Annotated in this window: 22 protein-coding genes; 4 read left to right on the top strand and 18 right to left on the bottom strand. The window is 71.7% G+C overall.

The window, feature by feature from the left end; translation table 11 throughout:
• Positions 1-31 precede the first annotated feature (31 nt).
• The 12 genes from coaBC to pyrR all read right to left on the bottom strand — a co-directional run bounded on the left by coaBC (position 32) and on the right by pyrR (position 12,937).
• The gene (gene coaBC / locus ACZ6R9_RS26425; RefSeq protein WP_465540710.1) at positions 32-1,258 is read right to left on the bottom strand and encodes a bifunctional phosphopantothenoylcysteine decarboxylase/phosphopantothenate--cysteine ligase CoaBC; all 1,227 of its coding nucleotides are present in this window, start codon (positions 1,256-1,258) and stop codon (positions 32-34) included.
• A gap of 167 nt (positions 1,259-1,425) precedes the next feature.
• Positions 1,426-1,692 (bottom strand): DNA-directed RNA polymerase subunit omega, encoded by a 267-nt coding sequence (rpoZ, locus tag ACZ6R9_RS26420; RefSeq protein WP_030459184.1) that lies wholly within the window; start codon positions 1,690-1,692, stop codon positions 1,426-1,428.
• A 52-nt stretch (positions 1,693-1,744) separates the two neighbouring features.
• Positions 1,745-2,302: a guanylate kinase gene (gene gmk / locus ACZ6R9_RS26415; protein WP_380488127.1), complete on the bottom strand. Its 558-nt coding sequence runs from the start codon at positions 2,300-2,302 to the stop codon at positions 1,745-1,747.
• Positions 2,303-2,350: 48 nt separating this feature from the next.
• A complete protein-coding gene (gene mihF, locus ACZ6R9_RS26410; RefSeq protein WP_030459182.1) occupies positions 2,351-2,677 on the bottom strand; it encodes an integration host factor, actinobacterial type in 327 nt (108 codons plus the stop codon).
• Between the two features lie 229 nt (positions 2,678-2,906).
• On the bottom strand, positions 2,907-3,746 hold the full coding sequence (gene pyrF / locus ACZ6R9_RS26405; protein WP_380488124.1) for an orotidine-5'-phosphate decarboxylase: 840 nt from the start codon (positions 3,744-3,746) through the stop codon (positions 2,907-2,909).
• Between the two features lie 47 nt (positions 3,747-3,793).
• The gene (locus ACZ6R9_RS26400) at positions 3,794-4,891 is read right to left on the bottom strand and encodes a quinone-dependent dihydroorotate dehydrogenase (RefSeq protein WP_380488122.1); all 1,098 of its coding nucleotides are present in this window, start codon (positions 4,889-4,891) and stop codon (positions 3,794-3,796) included.
• Positions 4,892-4,983: 92 nt separating this feature from the next.
• Positions 4,984-8,301, bottom strand: coding sequence for a carbamoyl-phosphate synthase large subunit (gene carB, locus ACZ6R9_RS26395; protein WP_465540707.1), 3,318 nt, complete (start codon positions 8,299-8,301; stop codon positions 4,984-4,986).
• Positions 8,294-9,484, bottom strand: a complete 1,191-nt coding sequence (carA, locus tag ACZ6R9_RS26390) for a glutamine-hydrolyzing carbamoyl-phosphate synthase small subunit (RefSeq protein WP_380488117.1) — start codon at positions 9,482-9,484, stop codon at positions 8,294-8,296. Before carA ends, carB begins: the two co-directional genes overlap by 8 nt.
• The gene (locus ACZ6R9_RS26385) at positions 9,481-10,038 is read right to left on the bottom strand and encodes a PH-like domain-containing protein (RefSeq protein ID WP_380488115.1); all 558 of its coding nucleotides are present in this window, start codon (positions 10,036-10,038) and stop codon (positions 9,481-9,483) included. The genes carA and ACZ6R9_RS26385 overlap by 4 nt, the downstream gene beginning before the upstream one ends.
• Complete coding sequence (locus ACZ6R9_RS26380) at positions 10,038-11,330, bottom strand: dihydroorotase (RefSeq protein WP_380488114.1); 1,293 nt, start codon at positions 11,328-11,330, stop codon at positions 10,038-10,040. Before ACZ6R9_RS26380 ends, ACZ6R9_RS26385 begins: the two co-directional genes overlap by 1 nt.
• Positions 11,327-12,319: an aspartate carbamoyltransferase catalytic subunit gene (locus ACZ6R9_RS26375; protein WP_380488112.1), complete on the bottom strand. Its 993-nt coding sequence runs from the start codon at positions 12,317-12,319 to the stop codon at positions 11,327-11,329. The genes ACZ6R9_RS26380 and ACZ6R9_RS26375 overlap by 4 nt, the downstream gene beginning before the upstream one ends.
• Positions 12,320-12,325: 6 nt before the next feature.
• Positions 12,326-12,937: a bifunctional pyr operon transcriptional regulator/uracil phosphoribosyltransferase PyrR gene (gene pyrR, locus ACZ6R9_RS26370; RefSeq protein ID WP_465540705.1), complete on the bottom strand. Its 612-nt coding sequence runs from the start codon at positions 12,935-12,937 to the stop codon at positions 12,326-12,328.
• Between the two features lie 261 nt (positions 12,938-13,198).
• Here pyrR and bldD point away from each other — a divergent pair, with 261 nt between their 5' ends.
• Complete coding sequence (gene bldD / locus ACZ6R9_RS26365; protein ID WP_380488108.1) at positions 13,199-13,702, top strand: transcriptional regulator BldD; 504 nt, start codon at positions 13,199-13,201, stop codon at positions 13,700-13,702.
• 87 nt (positions 13,703-13,789) lie between these two features.
• On the opposite strand, the gene ACZ6R9_RS26360 is transcribed toward bldD, so the two are convergent.
• Positions 13,790-14,674, bottom strand: a complete 885-nt coding sequence (locus ACZ6R9_RS26360) for a hypothetical protein (protein WP_465540703.1) — start codon at positions 14,672-14,674, stop codon at positions 13,790-13,792.
• Positions 14,675-14,962: 288 nt separating this feature from the next.
• Between ACZ6R9_RS26360 and ACZ6R9_RS26355 the strand changes: the two genes are divergently transcribed.
• On the top strand, positions 14,963-16,027 hold the full coding sequence (locus ACZ6R9_RS26355; RefSeq protein WP_465540702.1) for a 2,3-butanediol dehydrogenase: 1,065 nt from the start codon (positions 14,963-14,965) through the stop codon (positions 16,025-16,027).
• A gap of 22 nt (positions 16,028-16,049) precedes the next feature.
• On the opposite strand, the gene ACZ6R9_RS26350 is transcribed toward ACZ6R9_RS26355, so the two are convergent.
• The 4 genes from ACZ6R9_RS26350 to ACZ6R9_RS26335 all read right to left on the bottom strand — a co-directional run bounded on the left by ACZ6R9_RS26350 (position 16,050) and on the right by ACZ6R9_RS26335 (position 19,163).
• Positions 16,050-16,871, bottom strand: a complete 822-nt coding sequence (locus tag ACZ6R9_RS26350) for a thioesterase family protein (protein WP_465540700.1) — start codon at positions 16,869-16,871, stop codon at positions 16,050-16,052.
• A 112-nt stretch (positions 16,872-16,983) separates the two neighbouring features.
• The gene (gene nusB, locus ACZ6R9_RS26345) at positions 16,984-17,421 is read right to left on the bottom strand and encodes a transcription antitermination factor NusB (RefSeq protein WP_380488099.1); all 438 of its coding nucleotides are present in this window, start codon (positions 17,419-17,421) and stop codon (positions 16,984-16,986) included.
• Between the two features lie 2 nt (positions 17,422-17,423).
• The gene (efp, locus tag ACZ6R9_RS26340; protein ID WP_035859967.1) at positions 17,424-17,987 is read right to left on the bottom strand and encodes an elongation factor P; all 564 of its coding nucleotides are present in this window, start codon (positions 17,985-17,987) and stop codon (positions 17,424-17,426) included.
• Positions 17,988-18,056: 69 nt separating this feature from the next.
• Positions 18,057-19,163: an aminopeptidase P family protein gene (locus tag ACZ6R9_RS26335; protein WP_465540698.1), complete on the bottom strand. Its 1,107-nt coding sequence runs from the start codon at positions 19,161-19,163 to the stop codon at positions 18,057-18,059.
• A 134-nt stretch (positions 19,164-19,297) separates the two neighbouring features.
• On the opposite strand from ACZ6R9_RS26335, the gene rpmG reads away from it, so the two are divergent.
• Positions 19,298-19,462: a 50S ribosomal protein L33 gene (rpmG, locus tag ACZ6R9_RS26330; protein WP_380488094.1), complete on the top strand. Its 165-nt coding sequence runs from the start codon at positions 19,298-19,300 to the stop codon at positions 19,460-19,462.
• 129 nt (positions 19,463-19,591) lie between these two features.
• On the opposite strand, the gene ACZ6R9_RS26325 is transcribed toward rpmG, so the two are convergent.
• Complete coding sequence (locus tag ACZ6R9_RS26325; protein WP_380488091.1) at positions 19,592-20,170, bottom strand: helix-turn-helix domain-containing protein; 579 nt, start codon at positions 20,168-20,170, stop codon at positions 19,592-19,594.
• A 125-nt stretch (positions 20,171-20,295) separates the two neighbouring features.
• Between ACZ6R9_RS26325 and ACZ6R9_RS26320 the strand changes: the two genes are divergently transcribed.
• Entirely contained in the window at positions 20,296-21,141 is an 846-nt protein-coding gene (locus ACZ6R9_RS26320) for an EamA family transporter (RefSeq protein ID WP_465540696.1), read from the top strand.
• Positions 21,142-21,143 lie beyond the last annotated feature (2 nt).

Raw genomic sequence — 21,143 nt, 5'->3', positions numbered from 1 at the left:
ACTGCCGGGACGATTCGGGGCGTTGTGGACCTCAACCGGCGGATCGGGCGGCCCCGTCGGCGAGTCGGGCGGCGACCTGGTCCCAGATCGCGTCGGCCAGCATCTCCTTCGGGCCGTCCGCGATGTGGACCTCCGAGCCGTCCGCGCCGAGCAGCACCGCGCTGTTGGTGTCCTGGCCGAACGCCTTGCCGTCGCCGACCTCGTTGACCACCAGCAGGTCGCAGCCCTTGCGGGCGAGCTTGGCGCGGCCGTGGGCGAGCACCTCGTCGGTCTCGGCGGCGAAGCCGACCACCAGCTGTCCGGGGCGGGCCCGGTCGGCGGAGATCTCCGCCAGGATGTCGGGGTTGCGGACCAGCACGATCGGCGCGGGCTCGACCCCCTCCACCTTCTTGATCTTGCCGGTGGCGTACTCGGCGGGCCGGAAGTCGGCGACCGCGGCGGCCATCACCACCACGTCCGCCCCGGTCGCGGCCTTCAGCACCGCGTCGCGCAGCTGGAGCGCGGTGCCGGCCCGGACCACGTCCACCCCGGCCGGGTCGGGCAGCGCGGTGTTCGCGGCGATCAGGGTGACCTTGGCGCCGCGGGCGGCGGCGGTGGCGGCCAGCGCGTAACCCTGCTTGCCGGACGAGCGGTTGCCGAGGAAGCGCACCGGGTCCAGCGGCTCCCGGGTGCCGCCCGCGGAGACCACCACGTGCCGGCCCGTCAGGTCCTGCTCCAGCGGGCCGCGGGCCAGCACGCGCCGGCAGGCGGCGAAGATCTCACCCGGGTCGGGCAGCCGGCCCTTGCCGGTGTCCACGCCGGTCAGCCGGCCCACGGCGGGCTCGATGACGATCGCGCCGCGCCGGCGCAGCGTGGCCACGTTCTCCTGGGTGGCGGGGTGCTCCCACATCTCGGTGTGCATCGCGGGCGCGAACACCACCGGGCAGCGGGCGGTCAGCAGGGTGTTGGTGAGCAGGTCGTCGGCGAGGCCGTGCGCGGCCTTGGCGAGCAGGTCGGCGGTGGCGGGGGCGACCACCACCAGGTCGGCCTGCTGCCCGATCCGCACGTGCGGGACTTCGTGCACCCGCTCCCAGGTCTCGGTGGCGGCGGGCCGCCCGGACAGCGCCGCCCAGGTCGCCTCACCGACGAAGTGCAGCGCGGCGGCGGTCGGCACCACCTGCACCTGGTGCCCGGACTCGGTGAACCGGCGCAGCAGTTCGCAGGCCTTGTACGCGGCGATCCCGCCGCTGACACCGAGGACGACACGGGGCGCGGTCATGGCGGTCGATTCTCCTAACGACGGGTCAACCCGCCCACCTTACGACCCGCCGCCGGGCCGCTGCGACGTGTCACCGCGCACACCTCCCCGCGCGCACGCGCCCACATGCCGAGGGCCCGCCCGATGCGCATGGCATCGGACGGGCCCTCGAACGGACAGCTGGGGGCTCAGGCGCCCTCGACCGCCTCGGCGGTGAGCAGGCCGGCGTTGATCTCGCGGAGCGCGATCGACAGCGGCTTCTCGTGCACGTGGGTGTCGACCAGCGGGCCGACGTACTCGAGCAGGCCCTCGCCGAGCTGGGAGTAGTACGCGTTGATCTGGCGGGCACGCTTGGCCGCGTAGATCACCAGGCTGTACTTGGAGTCGGTGGCCTCGAGCAGCTCGTCGATCGGCGGGTTGATGATGCCCTCGGGCGCGGTCATCGAAGAGGACACGCTGAACCTTCCGAAGTGGTTTTCATGGATTGGCTGGATGCAGCCGATCCGGTCAGGCTACACCGAGCAAGGCTAGCAGTTCGGCCGCTACCTGCTCGACGGAGGTGTTGACAAGCGTCGTGTCGAACTCCGCCTCGGCGGCGAGCTCGACCCGGGCCGCTGCCAGCCGCTCGTCGATGACGTCCTGCGACTCGGTGCCGCGGCCGGTGAGCCGGCGCACCAGCTCGTCCCAGCTCGGCGGGGCCAGGAAGACCAACTGGGCCTCGGGCATCGACTCCTTGACCTGCCGGGCGCCCTGGAGGTCGATCTCCAGCAGCACCGGCTCGCCCTTGTCGAGCTTGTCGGTGACCGCCTGGCGAGGGGTCCCGTACCGGTTGCCGGCGAACACCGCCCACTCCAGCAGTTCGCCGTTGGCGACCAGCTTGTCGAACTGCTCGTTGTCGACGAAGTGGTACTGCACTCCGTCGCGCTCACCCGGGCGCGGGTGGCGGGTCGTTGCCGACACCGACAGCCAGACCTCGGGGAACTGCTTCCTCATATGAGCGACGACCGTGCTCTTGCCGACCCCGGAGGGGCCGGAGAGCACGGTCAGCCGCGGACGCTCACTCATGTACCGATTATCCCGGATCGCGGAGGTTCCGCCGACACCGGCCTCTGTTCAGGAGGCGGCGCCGCCGAACTCCCGCTCCAGGGAAGCGATCTGGTTCGTACCGAGACCCCGCACACGACGGCTCTCGGAGATGCCGAGGCGCTCCATGATCTGCTTGGCGCGGACCTTGCCGACACCCGGCAGGGACTCCAGCAGCGCGGAGACCTTCATCTTGCCGATGACCTCGTCGTCGGACTTGCCGGCCTTGATGACGTCGTGCAGCGAGGCGCCCGAGTGCTTCAGCCGGTTCTTGACGTCGGCACGCTTCCGGCGAGCCTCGGCGGCCTTGGCGAGCGCGGCGGTGCGCTGTTCGGGAGTAAGGGGCGGAAGAGCCACGCCGTTCACCTCAGGTGTGGATGGAAGGGATGAGCCATGACTGGGTTGTGCCCGGACGCCACAGGCTCTGACCTGCGACGGTGGCCGGAACCACCGCCAACTGGCGTCCTACCGCCGGACACTACCCAACTTGGGCCGCCGCGTCAGGAAAAGAACACGAAAAGTCCAGGTCAGCAGGGGCCGACCCGGGACTTTTCCGGGCAAATCAGCCGAGTTGGCCACCCCTGGGTCAGGCGTTTGTGACGGCCCTCACATCATCGACGAACACCTGCGCGGCCTGTCGCAGTGCCGCCACCGACGGTCCGTGCTTCAGCACATCGCGGCTCACGCTGGGCACCACGTTGCGCACCTGGTCGCCGAACACCCGCGGCAGGTCCTGCGCGGTGGCGCCCTGCGCGCCCACGCCGGGGGCCAGCAGCGGGCCGTTGATCGCCAGGTCCACGCCCGCGTCGGCGAGCGTCGCGCCGACCACCGCGCCGAACGAACCCAGCGGCGCCGCACCGGAGTTCTCCGCCGCGAGCCGCCGCAGCACGGCCTGCGCGACGCTCTCGCCGTCCGCGCCGATGGCACGCTGCACCTCGTGGCCCTCCGGGTTGGAGGTCAGTGCCAGCGCGAACAGGCCGCAGCCGTTCCGGTGCGCCAGCTCGACCGCCGGCTGGAGCGAGCCGAAGCCCAGGTACGGGCTGACGGTGAGCGCGTCGGAGAACAGCGGGCTGTCCGGCGACAGGAAGGTCTCCGCGTAGGCGGCCATGGTGGAGCCGATGTCGCCCCGCTTGGCGTCCATCAGCACCAGCGCGCCGGCCTCCCGGGCCTCCGCGACGGTGCGCTCCAGCACCGCGATGCCGCGGCTGCCGAAGCGCTCGAAGAACGCCGACTGCGGCTTCAGCACGGCGACCCGGTCGGCCAGCGCCTCAACCACCGTGCGGGAGAAGCTCTCCAAACCCGCGAGGTCGTCGTTCAGCCCCCAGGCGGTGAGCAGCGAGCCGTGCGGGTCGATGCCGACGCAGAGCTGGCCGCGGGTGTCGAGGGCGGTCCGCAGGCGGGTGCCGAACGGCGTGGTGTCAGTCATCGGTGTCTTTCCTCGTCCTGAGAATGTGGTCGCCGGGCGGACAGGCCCTAGCGGATGCCCTTGCCGACCGCTTCGCCGATCGATGCGTAGCCGGCGGCGCGCAGGCGCGCGGACAGGCCCTTGTGGACCTTGCGCATCCAGAACGGGCCCTCGTAGATGAACGCGGAGTAGCCCTGGACCAGGTCGGCGCCGGCCAGGATGCGCTGCCAGGCGTCCTCGGCGGTCTCGATGCCGCCGACCGAGACGATCGCCAGGCGGCCCTCGGTGCGTCGCCGCAGCCGCTCCAGCACCTCCAGCGAGCGGGCCTTGAGCGGGGCGCCGGACAGGCCGCCCATGCCGATCTCCTCGATCCGCGCGGCGGGGGTCTTCAGGCCCTCGCGGCCGATGGTGGTGTTGGTGGCGATGATGCCGTCCAGGCCGAGGTGCAGCGCCATGTCGGCGATCTCGTCGATGTCCTCGTCGGCGAGGTCGGGGGCGATCTTCACCAGCAGCGGCACGTGGTGGGTGGTGACCTCGTCGGCGGCCTTGCGGACGTCCCACAGCAGCGGGCCGAGCACCTGCACGGCCTGCAGGTTGCGCAGCCCGGGGGTGTTCGGGGAGGAGACGTTGACGACCAGGTAGTCGGCGTACGGGGCAAGCGCCTTGGCGCTCTTCAGGTAGTCAGCGGTCGCCTCGTCCTCGGGGACGACCTTGGTCTTGCCGATGTTGATGCCGATCACCGGGGTGTTGCTGGTGTGCGGGCGGCCGGCCAGGCGGGCGGCGACCCGGGCGGAGCCCTGGTTGTTGAAGCCCATCCGGTTGATCAGCGCCCGGTCCTCGACCAGGCGGAACAGGCGCGGCGCCGGGTTGCCGGGCTGGGGCTCGCCGGTGACGGTGCCGATCTCGACGTAGTCGAAGCCGAGCATCGACAGGCCGTCGATGCCGATGCCGTTCTTGTCGAAGCCGGCGCCGAGGCCGAACGGGCCGGGCAGGTCCAGGCCGAGCGCGGTGGTGCGCAGCCTGGGGTCGCGCGGGGCGAGCACGGCCCGCACCAACGAGCGCAGGCCGGGCACCGAGTGCGCGAGCCGGATCCAGAAGAACGCCAGGTGGTGGGCCTTTTCCGGGTCCATCTTCTTGAACAGCAGGTTGAACAGCAGCTTGTACACGTGAGTCCTCCGACGGCAGGGGGCGGCTGGCTGGGCTCGGGCATGGACGTGGGGGGCACCCGGCGTGCGGTGTGCCCCCCACGGTTGTCGGCCTAGTTGCGGCCGGAGTTGATCAGCGCCGCGTGCTCCTGCAGCGACATCACGCCGACCTCGCCGCGGTGCAGCGCGTCGATGCCCTGCACGGCCGCGCCCATCGCCTGCACGGTGGTCAGGCAGGGGACGGCGCGGGAGACCGCGGCGGTGCGGATCTCGTAGCCGTCCATGCGGCCGCCGGTGCCGTACGGGGTGTTGATGATGAGGTCGATGCCGCCCTCGTGGATCAGCTGGACGATGGTCTTCTCGCCGTTCGGGCCCTCGCCCTCGGAGTGCTTGCGCACCACGGTGGCGGGGATGCCGGCCCGCTGCAGGACCTCGGCGGTGCCGGTGGTGGCGAGCAGTTCGAAGCCGAGTCCGACCAGCGCGCGGGCCGGGAAGACCAGGTTGCGCTTGTCGCGGTTGGCCACCGAGACGAACACCTTGCCGCTGGTGGGCAGGGCGCCGTACCCGCCGGTCTGGGACTTCGCGTAGGCGGTGCCGAAGACCCGGTCGATGCCCATGACCTCGCCGGTGGAGCGCATCTCGGGGCCGAGCACGGTGTCCACGCCGCGGCCGTGCACGTCGCGGAAGCGCGACCACGGCATCACGGCCTCCTTGACGGAGATCGGCGCGTCGGCGGGCAGCGTGCCGCCGTCGCCCTCCTTGGGCAGCAGGCCCTCGGCGCGCAGCTCGGCGATGGTGGCGCCGAGCGAGATCCGGGCGGCGGCCTTGGCCAGCGGCACGGCGGTGGCCTTGGAGGTGAACGGCACGGTGCGGGAGGCGCGCGGGTTGGCCTCCAGCACGTACAGGATGTCGCCGGACAGCGCGAACTGGATGTTGATCAGTCCGCGGACGCCAACTCCCTTGGCGATGCCCTCGGTTGCGGAGCGCAGCCGCTTGATGTCGAAGCCGCCGAGGGTGATCGGCGGCAGCGCGCACGCCGAGTCGCCGGAGTGGATGCCGGCCTCCTCGATGTGCTCCATGACGCCGCCGAGGTACAGCTCCTCGCCGTCGTACAGCGCGTCCACGTCGATCTCGACCGCGTCGTCCAGGAAACGGTCGATCAGCACGGGGTGCTCGGAGATCAGACCGGCGTGCCGCTCCAGGTAGGAGGCGAGCGAGGCCTCGTCGTAGACGATCTCCATGCCGCGGCCGCCGAGCACGTAGGACGGGCGGGCCAGCACGGGGTAGCCGATCTCGTCGGCGATGGCCTTGGCCTCGTCGAAGGAGAAGGCGGTGCCGTGCTTGGGCGCGGGCAGGCCCGCGTCCTTCAGCACCCGGCCGAACGCGCCGCGCTCCTCGGCGAGGTGGATCGCCTCGGGCGAGGTGCCGACCACCGGCACGCCGTTGTCCTTGAGCGCCTGCGCCAGGCCCAGCGGGGTCTGGCCGCCGAGCTGCACGATGACGCCGGCCAGCGGTCCGGCCTGCTGCTCGGCGTGGACGATCTCCAGCACGTCCTCCAGGGTGAGCGGCTCGAAGTACAGCCGGTCGGAGGTGTCGTAGTCGGTGGAGACGGTTTCCGGGTTGCAGTTGACCATCACGGTCTCGTACCCGGCGTCGGCGAGCGCGAAGGAGGCGTGCACGCAGGAGTAGTCGAACTCGATGCCCTGGCCGATCCGGTTCGGGCCGGAGCCCAGGATGATCACGGCGGGCTTGGTGCGCGGCGCGACCTCGTTCTCCTCGTCGTAGGACGAGTAGAAGTACGGGGTCCTGGCGGCGAATTCGGCGGCGCAGGTGTCGACGGTCTTGAACACCGGGCGGATGCCGAGCGCGTGCCGCACCTCGCGGACCACGTCGGCCTTCAGGCCGCGGATCTCGCCGATCTGCTGGTCGGAGAAGCCGTGCCGCTTGGCGTGGCGCAGCAGCTCGGGGTCGAGCTTGTCGCCCTCGGCGAGTTCGACGGCGATCTCGTTGATCAGGAAGAGCTGGTCGACGAACCACGGGTCGATCTTGGTGGCGGCGAACACCTCCTCGGGGGTGGCGCCGGCCCGGATCGCCTCCATGACGGTGTTGATCCGGCCGTCGGTGGGGATCTGGGCCTTCGCCAGCAGCTCGTCCTTGCTCTTGCCGCCCCCCACCTCCCCGACCCAGGTGAACTGGGAGCCCTTCTTCTCCAGCGAGCGCAGCGCCTTGTTCAGCGCCTCGGGGAAGTTGCGGCCCATCGCCATGGCCTCGCCGACCGACTTCATGGTGGTGGTCAGCGTGGCGTCGGCGGACGGGAACTTCTCGAACGCGAACCGCGGGACCTTGACGACCACGTAGTCGAGCGTCGGCTCGAAGGAGGCCGGGGTCTGCTCGGTGATGTCGTTGGGGATCTCGTCCAGCGTGTAGCCGACGGCCAGCTTGGCGGCGATCTTGGCGATCGGGAAGCCGGTGGCCTTCGACGCCAGCGCGGAGGACCGCGACACGCGCGGGTTCATCTCGATGACGATGACCCGGCCGTCGACGGGGTTGACGGCGAACTGGATGTTGCAGCCGCCGGTGTCCACGCCGACCTCGCGGATCACGGCGATGCCGATGTCGCGCAGGATCTGGTACTCGCGGTCGGTGAGCGTCATCGCCGGGGCGACGGTGATCGAGTCACCGGTGTGCACGCCCATCGGGTCGAAGTTCTCGATCGAGCAGACCACCACGACGTTGTCGTGCTTGTCGCGCATCAGCTCCAGCTCGTACTCCTTCCAGCCGAGGATGGACTCCTCCAGGAGCACCTCGGTGGTCGGCGAGAGGGCCAGGCCCTGGCCGGCGATGCGGCGCAGGTCCTCCTCGTCGTGCGCGAAGCCGGAGCCGGCGCCGCCCATGGTGAAGGACGGGCGGACCACGACCGGGTAGCCGCCGAGGGTCTCGACGCCGGCGAGCACGTCCTCCATGGAGTGGCAGATCACCGAGCGGGCGGACTCGCCGTGGCCGATCTTGGCGTTGACGGCCTCGACCACGCCCTTGAACAGCTCGCGGTCCTCGCCCTTGTTGATCGCCTCGACGTCGGCGCCGATCAGCTCGACGTCGTACTTTTCGAGGGTGCCGGCCTTGTGCAGGGAGATCGCGGTGTTCAGCGCGGTCTGGCCGCCGAGGGTGGGCAGCAGCGCGTCGGGGCGCTCCTTGGCGATGATCTTCTCGACGAACTCCGGGGTGATCGGCTCGACGTAGGTGGCGTCGGCGATCTCCGGGTCGGTCATGATGGTCGCCGGGTTGGAGTTGACCAGGATGACCCGCAGCCCCTCGGCCTTGAGCACCCGGCAGGCCTGCGTACCCGAGTAGTCGAACTCCGCCGCCTGGCCGATGACGATGGGGCCGGAGCCGATCACCAGGACGGACTTGATGTCGGTGCGCTTAGGCACGCTGGGCCTCCATAATGCTCACGCTGTGCTTGATGTCGTCTCGCATGAGCTCGACGAAACGGTCGAAGAGGTAGGCGGCGTCGTGCGGGCCGGCTGCCGCTTCGGGGTGGTACTGCACGCTGAAGGCGGGAATGTCGAGTGCCTGCAGGCCCTCGACCACGTCGTCGTTGAGGCAGACGTGGGAGACCTCGACCCGCCCGAAGGGGGTGTCGCTCACCTTGTCCAGCGGCGCGTTCACGGCGAAGCCGTGGTTGTGGGCGGTCACCTCGACCTTGCCGGTGGTGCGGTCCTGCACCGGCTGGTTGATGCCGCGGTGGCCGTACTTGAGCTTGTAGGTGCCGAACCCGAGGGCCCGGCCGAGGATCTGGTTGCCGAAGCAGATGCCGAAGAACGGGGTCTTCTTGGCCAGCACCTCGCGCAGCACCTCGACCTGCCGGTCGGCGGTGGCCGGGTCGCCCGGGCCGTTGGAGAAGAACACGCCGTCGGGCTGCACCGCGTAGATGTCCTCGGCGGTGGAGTTGGCCGGCAGCACGTGCACCTCGATGCCGCGCTCGGCCATCCGCTGCGGGGTCATGCCCTTGATGCCGAGGTCGAGGGCGGCGACGGTGAACTTCTTCTCACCGATCGCGGGGACGACGTAGGTCTCCTTGGTGGCGACCTCGGCGCACAGGTCGGCGCCCTTCATCTCGGGGGCCTGCTGCACCTTGGCCAGCAGCGTGGCCTGGTCCTGCACGGCCGGGCCGGAGAAGATGCCGACCCGCATCGCGCCGCGCTCGCGCAGGTGGCGGGTGAGCGCGCGGGTGTCGATCCCGCTGATGCCGACGACGCCCTGGCGCTCCAGCTCCTCGTCCAGCGAGCGCTTGGCGCGCCAGTTGGAGGCGACCCGGGAGGGGTCGCGGACCACGTAGCCGGCCACCCAGATCTGCTGCGACTCGTCGTCCTCGTCGTTCCAGCCGGTGTTGCCGATCTGCGGGGCCGTCATCACGACCACCTGGCGGTGGTACGACGGGTCGGTCAGGGTCTCCTGGTAGCCGGACATGCCGGTGTTGAAGACCGCCTCGCCGAAGGTCTCGCCGACCGCGCCGTAGGCCTGGCCGCGGAAGGTCCGGCCGTCCTCCAGGACGAGCACGGCGGGCACTCGCTCCCGCCTGGTGCGCTGCGTGGTGGGGGCAGGTGCGGTCATGTCGCGGCCTCTTCCGTCTTCTTCGTGCTCGTACGTGTTACCAGTGCCTCGACGGCCTCGACCCAGGCGTCGTGCTCGGCGGCGGCGTCCAACCGGAAACCGCTTTCCAACTCCCGCTCCCCGACGGTCCAGCCGATCACCAGCAGGCCCGAGGGGACCACCTTGCCGGCGATGCCGGAGTCGGTGCGGGCGCCGGTGAGCGCCTCGGCGGGGATCCACAGGTCGTCCGCGCCGGGGCGGCGGGCCAGCAGGCCCTGCTCGGTGAGGGTGAGCTCGGCCAGGCTGCGGGTGCCCAGGCCGTGCGCGACGACCCGGTCCAGCCAGTTCCCGGCGGTGGTGGAGCCGTGGTACCGGCCGGGGCCGGCCAGTAGGGCCTCACCCGGCTGCGCGGGCACCGCAGGCAGTTCCGGCAGGTCGGACTGTGTGGTCCGGCGCCAGTTCCAGCCCTGGCGCATCAGCCAGTACACCAGCGCGATCAGGATCAGCAGGCCGACCGTCGCACCGATGTATCCGGGCCAGTCGGTCACGTGGCCCTTCTCGGTGGCGAGCAGCATCAGCGCTCGACCAGTTCGCCCGCGAGGACGGTGGCCTCGCCGCGCAGGAAGGTGGCGTGCACCCGTCCGGGCAGGTCCATGCCCTTGTAGGGGCTGTTGCGGGAACGGGTGGCGAAGGTGTCGGGGTTCACGACACCACGGTACGCGGGATCGAAGAGCACCAGGTTGGCGGGCTCACCCACCGAGACCGGACGTCCGTGGCCAGTCAGCCGCCCGATCCGGGCCGGGCGGTGCGACATCCGGTCCGCGACGCCCTCCCAGTTCAGCAGGCCGGTCTCGACCATGGTCTGCTGCACGACCGACAGCGCGGTCTCCAGGCCGACCATGCCCATCGCGGCGACCGCCCACTCGCAGTCCTTGTCCTCCGCCGGGTGCGGGGCGTGGTCGGTGGCGACGGCGTCGATGGTGCCGTCGGCCAGCGCCTCGCGCAGCGCCTCGACGTCCGCGGCGGTGCGCAGCGGCGGGTTGACCTTGTACACCGGGTCGTAGCTGCGGACGAGTTCGTCGGTGAGCAGCAGGTGGTGCGGGGTGACCTCGGCGGTGACGTTCCAGCCCTTGCCCTTGGCCCAGCGGACGATCTCCACCGAGCCGGCCGTGGACAGGTGGCAGATGTGCACCCGGGAGCCGACGTGCGCGGCCAGCAGCACGTCCCGGGCGATGATCGACTCCTCGGCGACGGCGGGCCAGCCGCCCAGGCCCAGCTCGCCGGAGACCAGGCCCTCGTTCATCTGGGCGCCGGCGGTCAGCCGCGGTTCCTGGGCGTGCTGGGCGACCACGCCGTCGAAGGCCTTCACGTACTCCAGCGCGCGGCGCATGATCACCGCGTCGTCCACGCACTTGCCGTCGTCGGAGAACACCCGCACCCCGGCGGCGGAGTCGTGCATCGCGCCGAGCTCGGCGAGCTGCTTGCCCTCCAGGCCGACGGTGACGGCGCCGACCGGCTGCACGTCGCAGTAGCCGTACTCCTGGCCGAGCCGCCAGACCTGCTCGACCACGCCGGCGGTGTCGGCGACCGGGAAGGTGTTGGCCATCGCGTGCACCGCGGTGTACCCGCCCATGGCGGCGGCCTGGGTGCCGGTCAGCACCGTCTCGGCGTCCTCGCGGCCGGGCTCGCGCAGGTGGGTGTGCAGGTCGACCAGGCCGGGCAGGGCGATCAGGCCGGTGGCATCGATCTCGATGTCGGCCTGCACGTCGAGGTTCTCGCCGATCGCGGCGAACACGCCGTCCACGAGGTGGATGTCCTGGGGGGCGCCGCCGAGGATCTGGGCGTTGCGGATCAGGTAGGTGGTCACTGGGCGGCCTCCGGGGTTTCGGTGGTGCGGGCTGCATCGGCTGAGCCATCGGCGAAGACCGCTCCGCCGAGCAGCAGGTAAAGGACGGCCATCCGGACCGAGACGCCGTTGGCGACCTGCTCGACCACGGTGCAGCGCGGCGAGTCGGCGACGTCGGCGGTGATCTCCATGCCGCGGACCATCGGGCCGGGGTGCATCACGATGGCGTGCTCCGGCATGGTGGCGAGGCGCAGCCCGTCCAGGCCGTAGCGGCGCGAGTACTCGCGCTCGGTGGGGAAGAACGCGGCGTTCATCCGCTCGCGCTGCACCCGCAGCATCATCACGGCGTCGACCTTCGGCAGCACCGCGTCCAGGTCGTAGGAGACCTGGCAGGGCCAGGTTTCGATGCCGATCGGCAGCAGCGTCGGCGGGGCGACGAAGGTGACCTCGGCGCCGAGCGTGGTCAGCAGGTGCACGTTGGAGCGGGCGACCCGGCTGTGCAGGATGTCGCCGACGATGGCGATCTTCCGGCCGGCCAGGTCGCGGCCGGGGCCGGGGTTGAGGTGGCGGCGCATGGTGAACGCGTCGAGCAGCGCCTGGGTGGGGTGCTCGTGGGTGCCGTCGCCGGCGTTGATCACGCTGCCGTGCAGCCAGTCGGAGCCGGCCAGGCGGGCGGCGGCGCCGGAGGCGTGGTGGCGGATCACGACGGCGTCGGCGCCCATCGCCTGCAGGGTCAGCGCGGTGTCCTTGAGGCTCTCGCCCTTGGAGACCGAGGAGCCCTTGGCGGAGAAGTTGATGACGTCCGCGGACAGCCGCTTCTCGGCGACCTCGAAGGAGGTCTTGGTGCGGGTGGAGTCCTCGAAGAACAGGTTGACGACGGTGCGGCCGCGCAGCGTGGGGAGCTTCTTGACGGCCCGGCCGGAGAGCTGGGCGAGCTCCTCGGCGGTGTCCAGGATCAGCAGCGCGTCGTCGCGGCTGAGGTCGGCGGCGGAGACGAGGTGGCGCTTCACGCGGGTTTACTCCGGGAGCTGGGGATCGGCGGCAAGAGCCTGGGAGGAGCGGGCGGCGTAGTCGCGGTCGCCGAGCAGGACGGCGTCGCGGCCGTCGGTCTCGGAGAGCTGGACCTGCACGGCCTCGCGCAGGGAGGTGGGCAGGTTCTTGCCCACGTAGTCGGCGCGGATCGGGAGTTCGCGGTGCCCGCGGTCGACCAGGACAGCCAGCTGCACGGCGCGCGGGCGGCCGATGTCGCCGAGCGCGTCGAGTGCGGCCCGGATGGTGCGGCCGGAGAACAGCACGTCGTCGACCAGGATCACCAGCTTGCCGTCGATGCCCTCGGCGGGGATCTCGGTGTGCTCCAGGGCCCGGGCGGGCTTCAGCCGCAGGTCGTCCCGGTACATGGTGATGTCCAGGGTGCCGAACGGGATCTCCCGGCCGGTGATCTGGGTCAGCTTGGCGCGCAGCCGGCGGGCCAGGTGGACGCCGCGGGTGTGGATGCCCAGGAGTACGACGTCCTCGGCGCCCTTGGCGCGTTCCACGATCTCGTGGGCGATCCGGGTGACGACCCGGGCGACGTCGGTGGCGTCCAGCACCTGGTGCGGGGCGCGGGGGGCGGAACTGGGTGTGGTCATGCCGAAGCGGACCTCCTTCCCCGCCTCACGGGACGGGTCTTAAAGGATGTCGGGAAGGGTTTCCGGCCGCAGCCAGAACCTTGCTCATCGTAGCAGTGCGCTGATCTCGGCCCGCTCGGCACACGTTCGCACGAGTGCCCCATTCGGCTTGACGCGCCACCCTCACTCTACGTAACCTCACAGTGAGTTACGAACGTGCTCCGCAGCGAGCCTCGTCGCTCCCATTCAGTGCACGCGAAGCAATCTCGTCCGGGGAGATCCATGTCCAGCGACTATGCAAAGCAGCTCGGGGCCAAGCTCCGGGCGATCCGCACTCAGCAGAATCTCTCCCTGCACGGCGTGGAGGAGAAGTCCACGGGCCGCTGGAAGGCCGTCGTGGTCGGCTCCTACGAGCGCGGCGACCGCGCGGTCACGGTGCAGCGCCTCGCCGAGCTGGCCGATTTCTACGGCGTCCCGGTGCAGGAGCTGCTGCCCGGCGGCACCCCGGGCGGCGCGGCCGAGCCGCCGCCGCGCCTGGTGCTGGACCTGGAGCGGCTGACTCAGGTTCCGTCCGAGAAGGCCGGCCCGCTGCAGCGCTACGCCGCGACCATCCAGTCGCAGCGCGGCGACTACAACGGCAAGATCCTCTCGATCCGCCAGGACGACCTGCGCACCCTCGCCGTCATCTACGACCAGTCCCCCTCGATCCTCACCGAGCAGCTGATCAGCTGGGGCGTGCTGAACCCGGACGCGCGCCGCGCCGTCCGCGAGGACGACGCGAGCTGATCCCGGCGCTCGGGGCGTTCGCTCTGAAGAAACGTCACAGCGGGGCGGGTGGCCGATTCTCCGGCCGCCCGCCCCGCTGTCGCATGCTCAGACCACGGTGCCGAGGCTGAAGCCCGGGCCGGCCGGGACGCCGTGCACCGCGAGCTCGGCCGGCGTCCAGTCGAAGCCGGTGCTGCGCCAGGCCCAGGCGACCTGCCGGTACTCGCCGCACAGCGCGCCGGAGCCCTGCGTCCCGTGCAGCACCGCGGCGCCGGGCAGTTCGCCGTACAGGCCCGCGCAGAGCACCGCCGTGATCAGGTCGAGGTCCTCGTCGTTGATCCGGACCGCGCCGTCCTCCCAGTGCAGCACCCGGGCGTGCGCCTCCAGCGGCCCGCCGGGGGCGTCCACCGCGACCCGGAACTCGTACGCCCCGCAGCCGGCGCCGACCAGCACCCGGCGGAACACCTCGGAGGCCTGCTGGTACGTCCAGCGCACCCGCGGATCGGCGGCCGCCTTCCCCCAGCCCTGGCGGCCGGCCGGTACCCCCATCGCCGCGCACAGCGCGCCGTCCATCACCAGGTCGGCGTGGCGCAGCGTCAGGCCGCCCTCGCGGGCCCGGACCAGGCGGGGCACGAAGTCGGCGAGCTCCTCGCCGCGGTAGGTGACCAGCTGGGTCTGCAGCGGCGGGTTGACCAGGTAGCCGTCCCGGGCGGCCTGTTCGGCCGGGTCGAGGCCGTGCAGCAGGCAGTAGTCCGCGAAGTCGTCCGGGTGGAACATCCGGGCCCGGACCGTCGCGTACCCCTCCACCGCCTCGGCCAGCAGTCCGGCGGTCTCGCGCAGGTAGGTGCCGTAGTCCGGCGCGTCGGTGAGCTGCCACTCCCGCGCCCGGGCGAAGTCGGCCTCGTCGGTCAGGATCCCGGTGACGAACGCCTCGTCGCTGCGGCGCGAGGACTCGGCACCGCAACGGCGCGGCCGGCGGCTGTTCCTGGACATCGGTGGCTCCCGGGGATCTCGGTCGAGCAACTGCTGACCGACTTCTCCCCTCCCACACCCGTCCCACACACACGGGCTGTCACAACTCTGCAACCGACCGTCAAGTCCGTGGTGTGGCCCGCCGAGATGGGGCCGGAGGGCGCCGGGCGGCCCGGGAGGCCGATCCGGGCCCGGTGGCGCAAGGTTTTGACTATTGACCGCACGGGGCCGCGCTGCGACGGGCCCCGGCTCACGACGGGGCGCGACGCCGCGGCCGTGAGCCGAAACCAGCCGAAGGAGCGGTTTCCAGTGAAGGCTGCACGCTACTACGACCGCGGCGACATCCGGATCGAAGACATCGCGGAGCCCGCCGTCCGGCCGGGCACAGTGGGCATCGACGTCGCCTACTGCGGGATCTGCGGCACCGACCTGCACGAATACCTCGACGGACCGATCTTCGTCCCGCCCGCCGGCCACCCGCACCCGGTCTCGGGCGAGAGTGCCCCCGTGACGCTCGGACATGAGATGTCCGGCGTCGTGTACACGGTGGGCGAGGGCGTCGACGACCTGAAGCCGGGCGACCGCGTCGTCGTCGAGCCCTACATCCTGCGCCCCGACGTCGACACCGGCGAGAGCAACCCGGTCTACCACCTGTCGCCCGACATGAACTTCATCGGCCTGGCCGGGCGCGGTGGCGGACTCGCCGAGAAGATCGTCGTCGAGCGCCGGTGGGTGCACCCGGTCGGCGACCTCCCACTGGACCAGGCGGCCCTGATCGAGCCGCTGTCGGTCGGGTACCACGCGTTCCAGCGCTCGGGCGCGAAGGCCGGCGACTTCGCCCTGGTCGGCGGCGCCGGACCGATCGGGCTGCTCACCTGCGCGGTGCTCAAGGCGATGGGCGTCGAGGTCGCGGTCTCCGAACTCAGCTCGCTGCGCCGGCAGAAGGCGCTGGACTCCAAGGCCGCCGACCACGTCATCGACCCGGCCGCCACCGATGTCGTCGAGGAGGTCCGCCGCCTCACCGCGGGCCGGGGCGCGGACGTCGCGTTCGAGGCGACGTCCGTGAGCGCTGTCCTCGACACGCTGTTCGACGCGATCAAGCCGGGTGGGGTGATCACCGTCATCTCGATCTGGGGCAAGCCGGCGTCGCTCGACATGCAGAAGCTCGTCCTCAAGGAGGTCGATCTGCGCGGCACCATCGCCTACGTCAACTCCCACCCGCAGACCATCAAGCTGGTGCAGGAGGGACGGATCGACCTGGCGCCGTTCATCACCAAGACGATCGGGCTGGACCACCTCGTCACCGAAGGCTTCGAGACCCTCATCCACCACAACGAGACGGCCGTCAAGATCCTGGTCGACCCCCGCCGCTGACCTGCCCCGAGCCGGCCCCCGGTCAGCGCGGGGTCTTGGCGAGCTGGCGGGACTGGGCGACCAGGCGGCCGTCCTCGTCCCAGATCTCGCAGTCCTCCTCGAAGTAGCCGCCGGCCAGGTTACGGGTGGCGTGCGAGACCCGCAGCCAGCCGGCGGCGGGCAACGCCCGCAGGTGGACGGTCAGTTCGATGGTGGGGGCCCAGCCGGGGCGGCCCAGGTCGAAGGTGACCGGGGGCAGCGCGTCGGCGGTGAGCAGCAGCGAGAGCGGGTCGGCGGCGCGGCCGTCGGCGAGCCGGAACCAGCCCTGGATGCGGCCCTCCTTGGTCGGCCGGCCGAGCGCCCAGCCGACGGTGGCCGGGTCCAGGCGCAGGTCGAGGCGCTCCAGCAGGGCGGCCTGGGCGATGAGTTCCCTGGGCGCGAGCTCGATCCCTATGCACTGCTCGGGGGCGGGCATCACGGGCGGCAGGGCGGTGGTGGCGACCTCGCCGTCGAGGGTGGCGAGGTCGGTGAAGGCGGCGGTGACCCGCAGCCGCTCCTCGCCGTCCTGGGAGAGGATCGCGCTGCCGGTGGCCAGGGTGCGGCCGCGGCGCATGATCTCGGTGCGGACGGTGGCCGGGCCGGGGCGGGACGGCGAGACGTAGGTGCCGCTGACGGTCAGCGGGTGCGGGTGGCCGGGCCCGGCCTCCAGGGCGAGGGCGTGCGCGGCGAAGGCGAGCAGCAGTCCGCCGTTGACGCCGCCGCCGATCTGCCAGCCGTCGCCGAGTTCGCCGTCGTAGCGGCCGGGCTCGTCGGGGTGCGGGGTGAGCGCGATGCCCCGGTCGAACTCGCTGGTGGTCTCCGGCATGGCTGAGGCCGCCCTTTCGTGCAGACGCCAAAACACATTACTTGCCGGTAGCTTACGCGCGAAGGCCGCCGGACCAACAGGTCCGACGGCCTTCGAACAGGCAGTACGGGGCTCAGCGACGAATGGTCGGCTTGAGCTCCAGGAAGCGGGCGAGCAGGCCGTTCACGAAGGCCGGCGACTCGTCCGTGGAGTACTCCTTGGCGATCTCGACGGCCTCGTCCAGGACGACCGCGTCGGGGGTGCCGTCCTCCCAGATCAGCTCGTAGGTGCCGAGCCGGAGCACGTTGCGGTCGGCGATCGGCATCCGGTCGAGCGTCCAGCCCACCGCGTAGGTGGAGATCAGGTCGTCGATGGTGCGCGCGTGCTGCGCGTAGCCCTCGACCAGCTGCATGGTGTACTCCGCGACCTGCGGAATGCCCTCGTCCGGACGGGGGTCGCGCGCCCGCGCGATCCAGTCGGCGAGCACCCGCTCGGGGGCCACGCCGCGGTGGTCCGCCTCGAACAGGATCTGGAAGGCCCGGGTGCGGGCCTTGCTGCGAGCAGCGGCCACGATTACTTGACCCGGCCGAGGTAGCTGCCGTCGCGGGTGTCGACCTTGACCTTCTCGCCGGTGGTGACGAACAGCGGCACCTGGATCTCGGCGCCGGTCTCCAGGGTGGCGGGCTTGGTGCCACCGGTGGAGCGGTCGCCCTGCAGGCCCGGCTCGGTCTCGGAGATGACCAGCTCGACCGCGGCGGGGAGCTCGATGTACAGCGGGACGCCCTCGTTCTGCGCGACCAGGGCCTCGAAGCCCTCCAGCAGGTACTTGGCGGCGTCGCCGACGGTGGCGGAGTCGACCGGAACCTGGTCGTAGGTGTCCATGTCCATGAAGATGAACGCGTCGCCGTCGCGGTAGGAGTACTGCATGGTCCGCTTGTCGACGTTGGCGGTCTCGACCTTGATGCCCGCGTTGAAGGTCTTCTCGACGACCTTGCCGGTGAGGACCTCCTTCAGCTTGGTGCGCACGAAGGCCGGGCCCTTGCCGGGCTTGACGTGCTGGAACTCGACGACGGACCAGAGCTTGCCGCCGTCCAGCTTGAGGACCATGCCGTTCTTGAGATCGTTCGTGGTAGCCACGGGCGCACTTACTCCTGATATGTCCGCTGTCAAAGAACACCAAGCAGAGCGCCGCCGCGGCCCGTCGGGCTACAGCGCGAGGAGCTCCTTGGTGGTGATGGTGAGCAGCTCGGGCCCGCCCTCCTCGGGAGGCCGCACCACGAGCGTGTCCTCGATCCGGACACCGCCGCGACCCGGGAGATGCACTCCTGGACCGACGGTGACCGGCACGCGATTGTCCAGTTTACCCATGTCGGCGGGCCCGAGGCGCGGAGCCTCCCTGATCTCCAGGCCGATGCCGTGCCCGAGCGGGTGGACGGCGTGCTCGCCGTGGCCCGCGGCCTGCAGGATCGACCGGGCCGCATCGTCCGGGACGTGCTGCTCGACGCCCGGCCCGAGCGCCTCCCGGCCGGCCCGCTGGGCCCGGAAGACCAGGCGGTGCAACTCGACCTGCCAGGACGCGGGGGCGGCCCCGATCACGAAGGTGCGGGCGGTCGAGATGCCGTAGCCGCGGTACTGCGCGCCCAGGGCGACGGTGAGGAAATCGCCCTCCTCGACCCGGCGGTCGGTGGGCTGGTGGCGCTCCAGGCCGGAGTGGCTGCCGGTGCCGACCGAGACCGGGAAGGCGGCCCGGTCGGCGCCGTGGTCGATCATCCGGCGCTCCAGTTCCATCGCCAGGTGGCGTTCGGTGCGGCCGACCAGGATCGATTCGAGCAGCTCGCCGAGCGCCTGGTCGGCGATCTCGGCGGCGATCCGCAGGTCGGCGAGCTCGTGCTCGTCCTTGACCACCCGCAGCCGCTCCACCGCCCGGTCCAGGTCGAGCAGCCGGGCGGGCTCGACCTCGCGGGCGACCGCGCGGTGCCGGGCGACCGTCAGGTCGTGCTCCTCGACGGCGAGGTCCCGCACCCGCAGCCGGGCGGCGGCCTCGGCGGCGGCGACCGCGGCGTCCGTCTCGGCGGGCGCCGACAGCCGCGTCACCTCCTCGTCCACCTCGCGCTCGACCGACTCCTCGGGCGGCACGTCCTGCGGCAGCGCCAGCACCGCGCGTTCCCGGGTGAGCAGCAGCGCGGCACCGCACGGCGGACAGCCCGCGAGGTAGCGGACGTTGGCGGCGCGCGTGATCAGCGCGGCATCGGCTCCGGAGGCGCTGCAGTACTCGCGGAGGCGTTCGCGTCGGGCGGCGTGCGCGTCGGACATGTCTCCGAGCCTACGAACCGCTCCGGGGGGCCGCCCGTCGGGACGGGCCCGATCGTGGGCGGGAATGCGACGGGCCGGGGAAGCGTTGTGGCCACCTGAAAACGGCAATCGTTGCCGGGATTGGGAGGTTCGAGATGGCGCGCAGCGAGCTGCGACCGGTGATCACGCTCCGGTCCACGGCGGGGACGGGCTTCAGCTACGTGACTCGCAAGAACCGGCGGAACAACCCCGACCGGATCGCCCTGCGGAAGTTCGACCCGGTGGCGGGGCGGCACGTGGAGTTCCGCGAGACCCGCTGAGCACCGGCGTGCGAGGGCCCCGGGAGTCGGCGAACTCCCGGGGCCCTTCGCCGTGCTCAACCGCCGCCGGGCGCCACCTGCCGGGTGTCGCCTGCCCGGCGCCGCTGGGCCGGTGGCACTTGCCCGGTGTCACTTGCCGGCCGGCGCCGGGACGGAGACCACCAGGGTGAGGCGGCAGTCGGTGGTGCCCTCGTTGCGATAGCTGTGGGCGGTGCCGGCCTCGTAGGAGGCGGTGGAGCCGGCCGGGATGAGGTGGGCGCGGCCGTCGAGGACCAGGGTGAGTTCGCCCTCGTCGATCCGGGCGATCTCGACGGTGCCGGCCGGGTGCGGGTCGGAGGCGTGGGTCTCGCCGGGCCGCAGGTGCCAGGTCCACAGCTCCAGCGGGCCGGGGGCCTCGATGCCGTTCAGCAGGATGCCGCTGCCGCCCTCCGGGCCGCTCCACAGCCGCACGGCCTCCTCGGCGGGGATGATCCGCACCACCGAGGTCTCGTCGTAGTCGAGCAGTCGGGCGATCGAGACGCCGAGGGCGTCGGCGAGCCGGACCACGGTGCCGACACTGGGGTTGGTGCGGGCCTGCTCGATCTGGACCACCATGCCGCGACTGACGCCGGAGCGGGCCGCGAGGGCGTCCAGGGTGTGGCCGCGCTCGGTGCGCAGCCGCTTGAGGTTGCGGGCGAGGGCCTGGGTGACGAGATCGGGTTCCGGCACGCTTGAGTCCAATATTTTAGTTGGGTCGGTTCAGTTGGCTGAACTATGCTGCGGCGGCAGGACAGATCCACCGACTGTACTGCGGAGTCCATCATGCTGCCCCCCGCTCCCCGCCCGACGCCCTCATGAGCGCCGCCTTCGCGCTGCTCGCCAGCCTGCTCTGGGGCGTCGCCGACTACGGCGGCGGCGCGATCACCCGCCGCCTGCCCGCGCTCGGCGTGGTGGTGCTCTCGCAGACCGCGGCGGCCCTGGTCCTCGTACTGGCCGTCACCGCCACCGGCGGCTGGACGGACGCCGGGCCCGCGCTCTGGTACGCCGTCGCGGCCGGGGTGATCGGGCCCATCGCGCTGCTCGCCTTCTACCGGGCGCTGGCGCTCGGGCCGATGGGCGTGGTGTCGCCGCTGGCCACCGTCGGCGTGCTGGTGCCGATCGGGGTGGGCCTGTTCCTCGGTGAACGGCCGGGCGCCGTCCAGGGGTTGGGGATCCTGGTGGCGATCTCCGGGGTCGCGCTGGCCGGCGGCCCGCAGCGCGGCGGACCGGCCGTGAGCCGCCGGGTCCTGGTCCTCACCCTCTCCGCCGCGTTCGCGTTCGGCGCGGCGCTCGCCCTGATCGGGCACGCCGGCGCCGACGGCGGCCTGCTGCTGACGCTGTGCGTGCAACGACTGACCAACGCGGTGGTCGGCATCGGCATGCTGGCCGCCGCCGCCGGCCGGGAGCCGCTCGAACTGCGCGGCGCGGCCCGTTCGTTGCCCTCGCTGACCGCCGTCGGCGTCGCCGACGTGGCCGCGAACGGCCTGTACACCGCCGCCACCCAGCTGGGCTCGGTCGCGGTGGCGGCGGTGCTGGCCTCGCTCTACCCGGTGGTGACGGCGCTGATGGCGCGCGGCCTGCTCAAGGAACGCCTGCTGCGGGTCCAGGTGGTCGGCGCCGGGCTGGCCGTCGCCGGAACGCTGATCCTGGCCGCCGGTTGACG

It is taken from the genome of Kitasatospora sp. NPDC048662, assembly GCF_055587065.1.
Note: the sequence above shows the minus strand (reverse complement) of the source record. Positions and strands in the feature narration are given on the sequence as shown.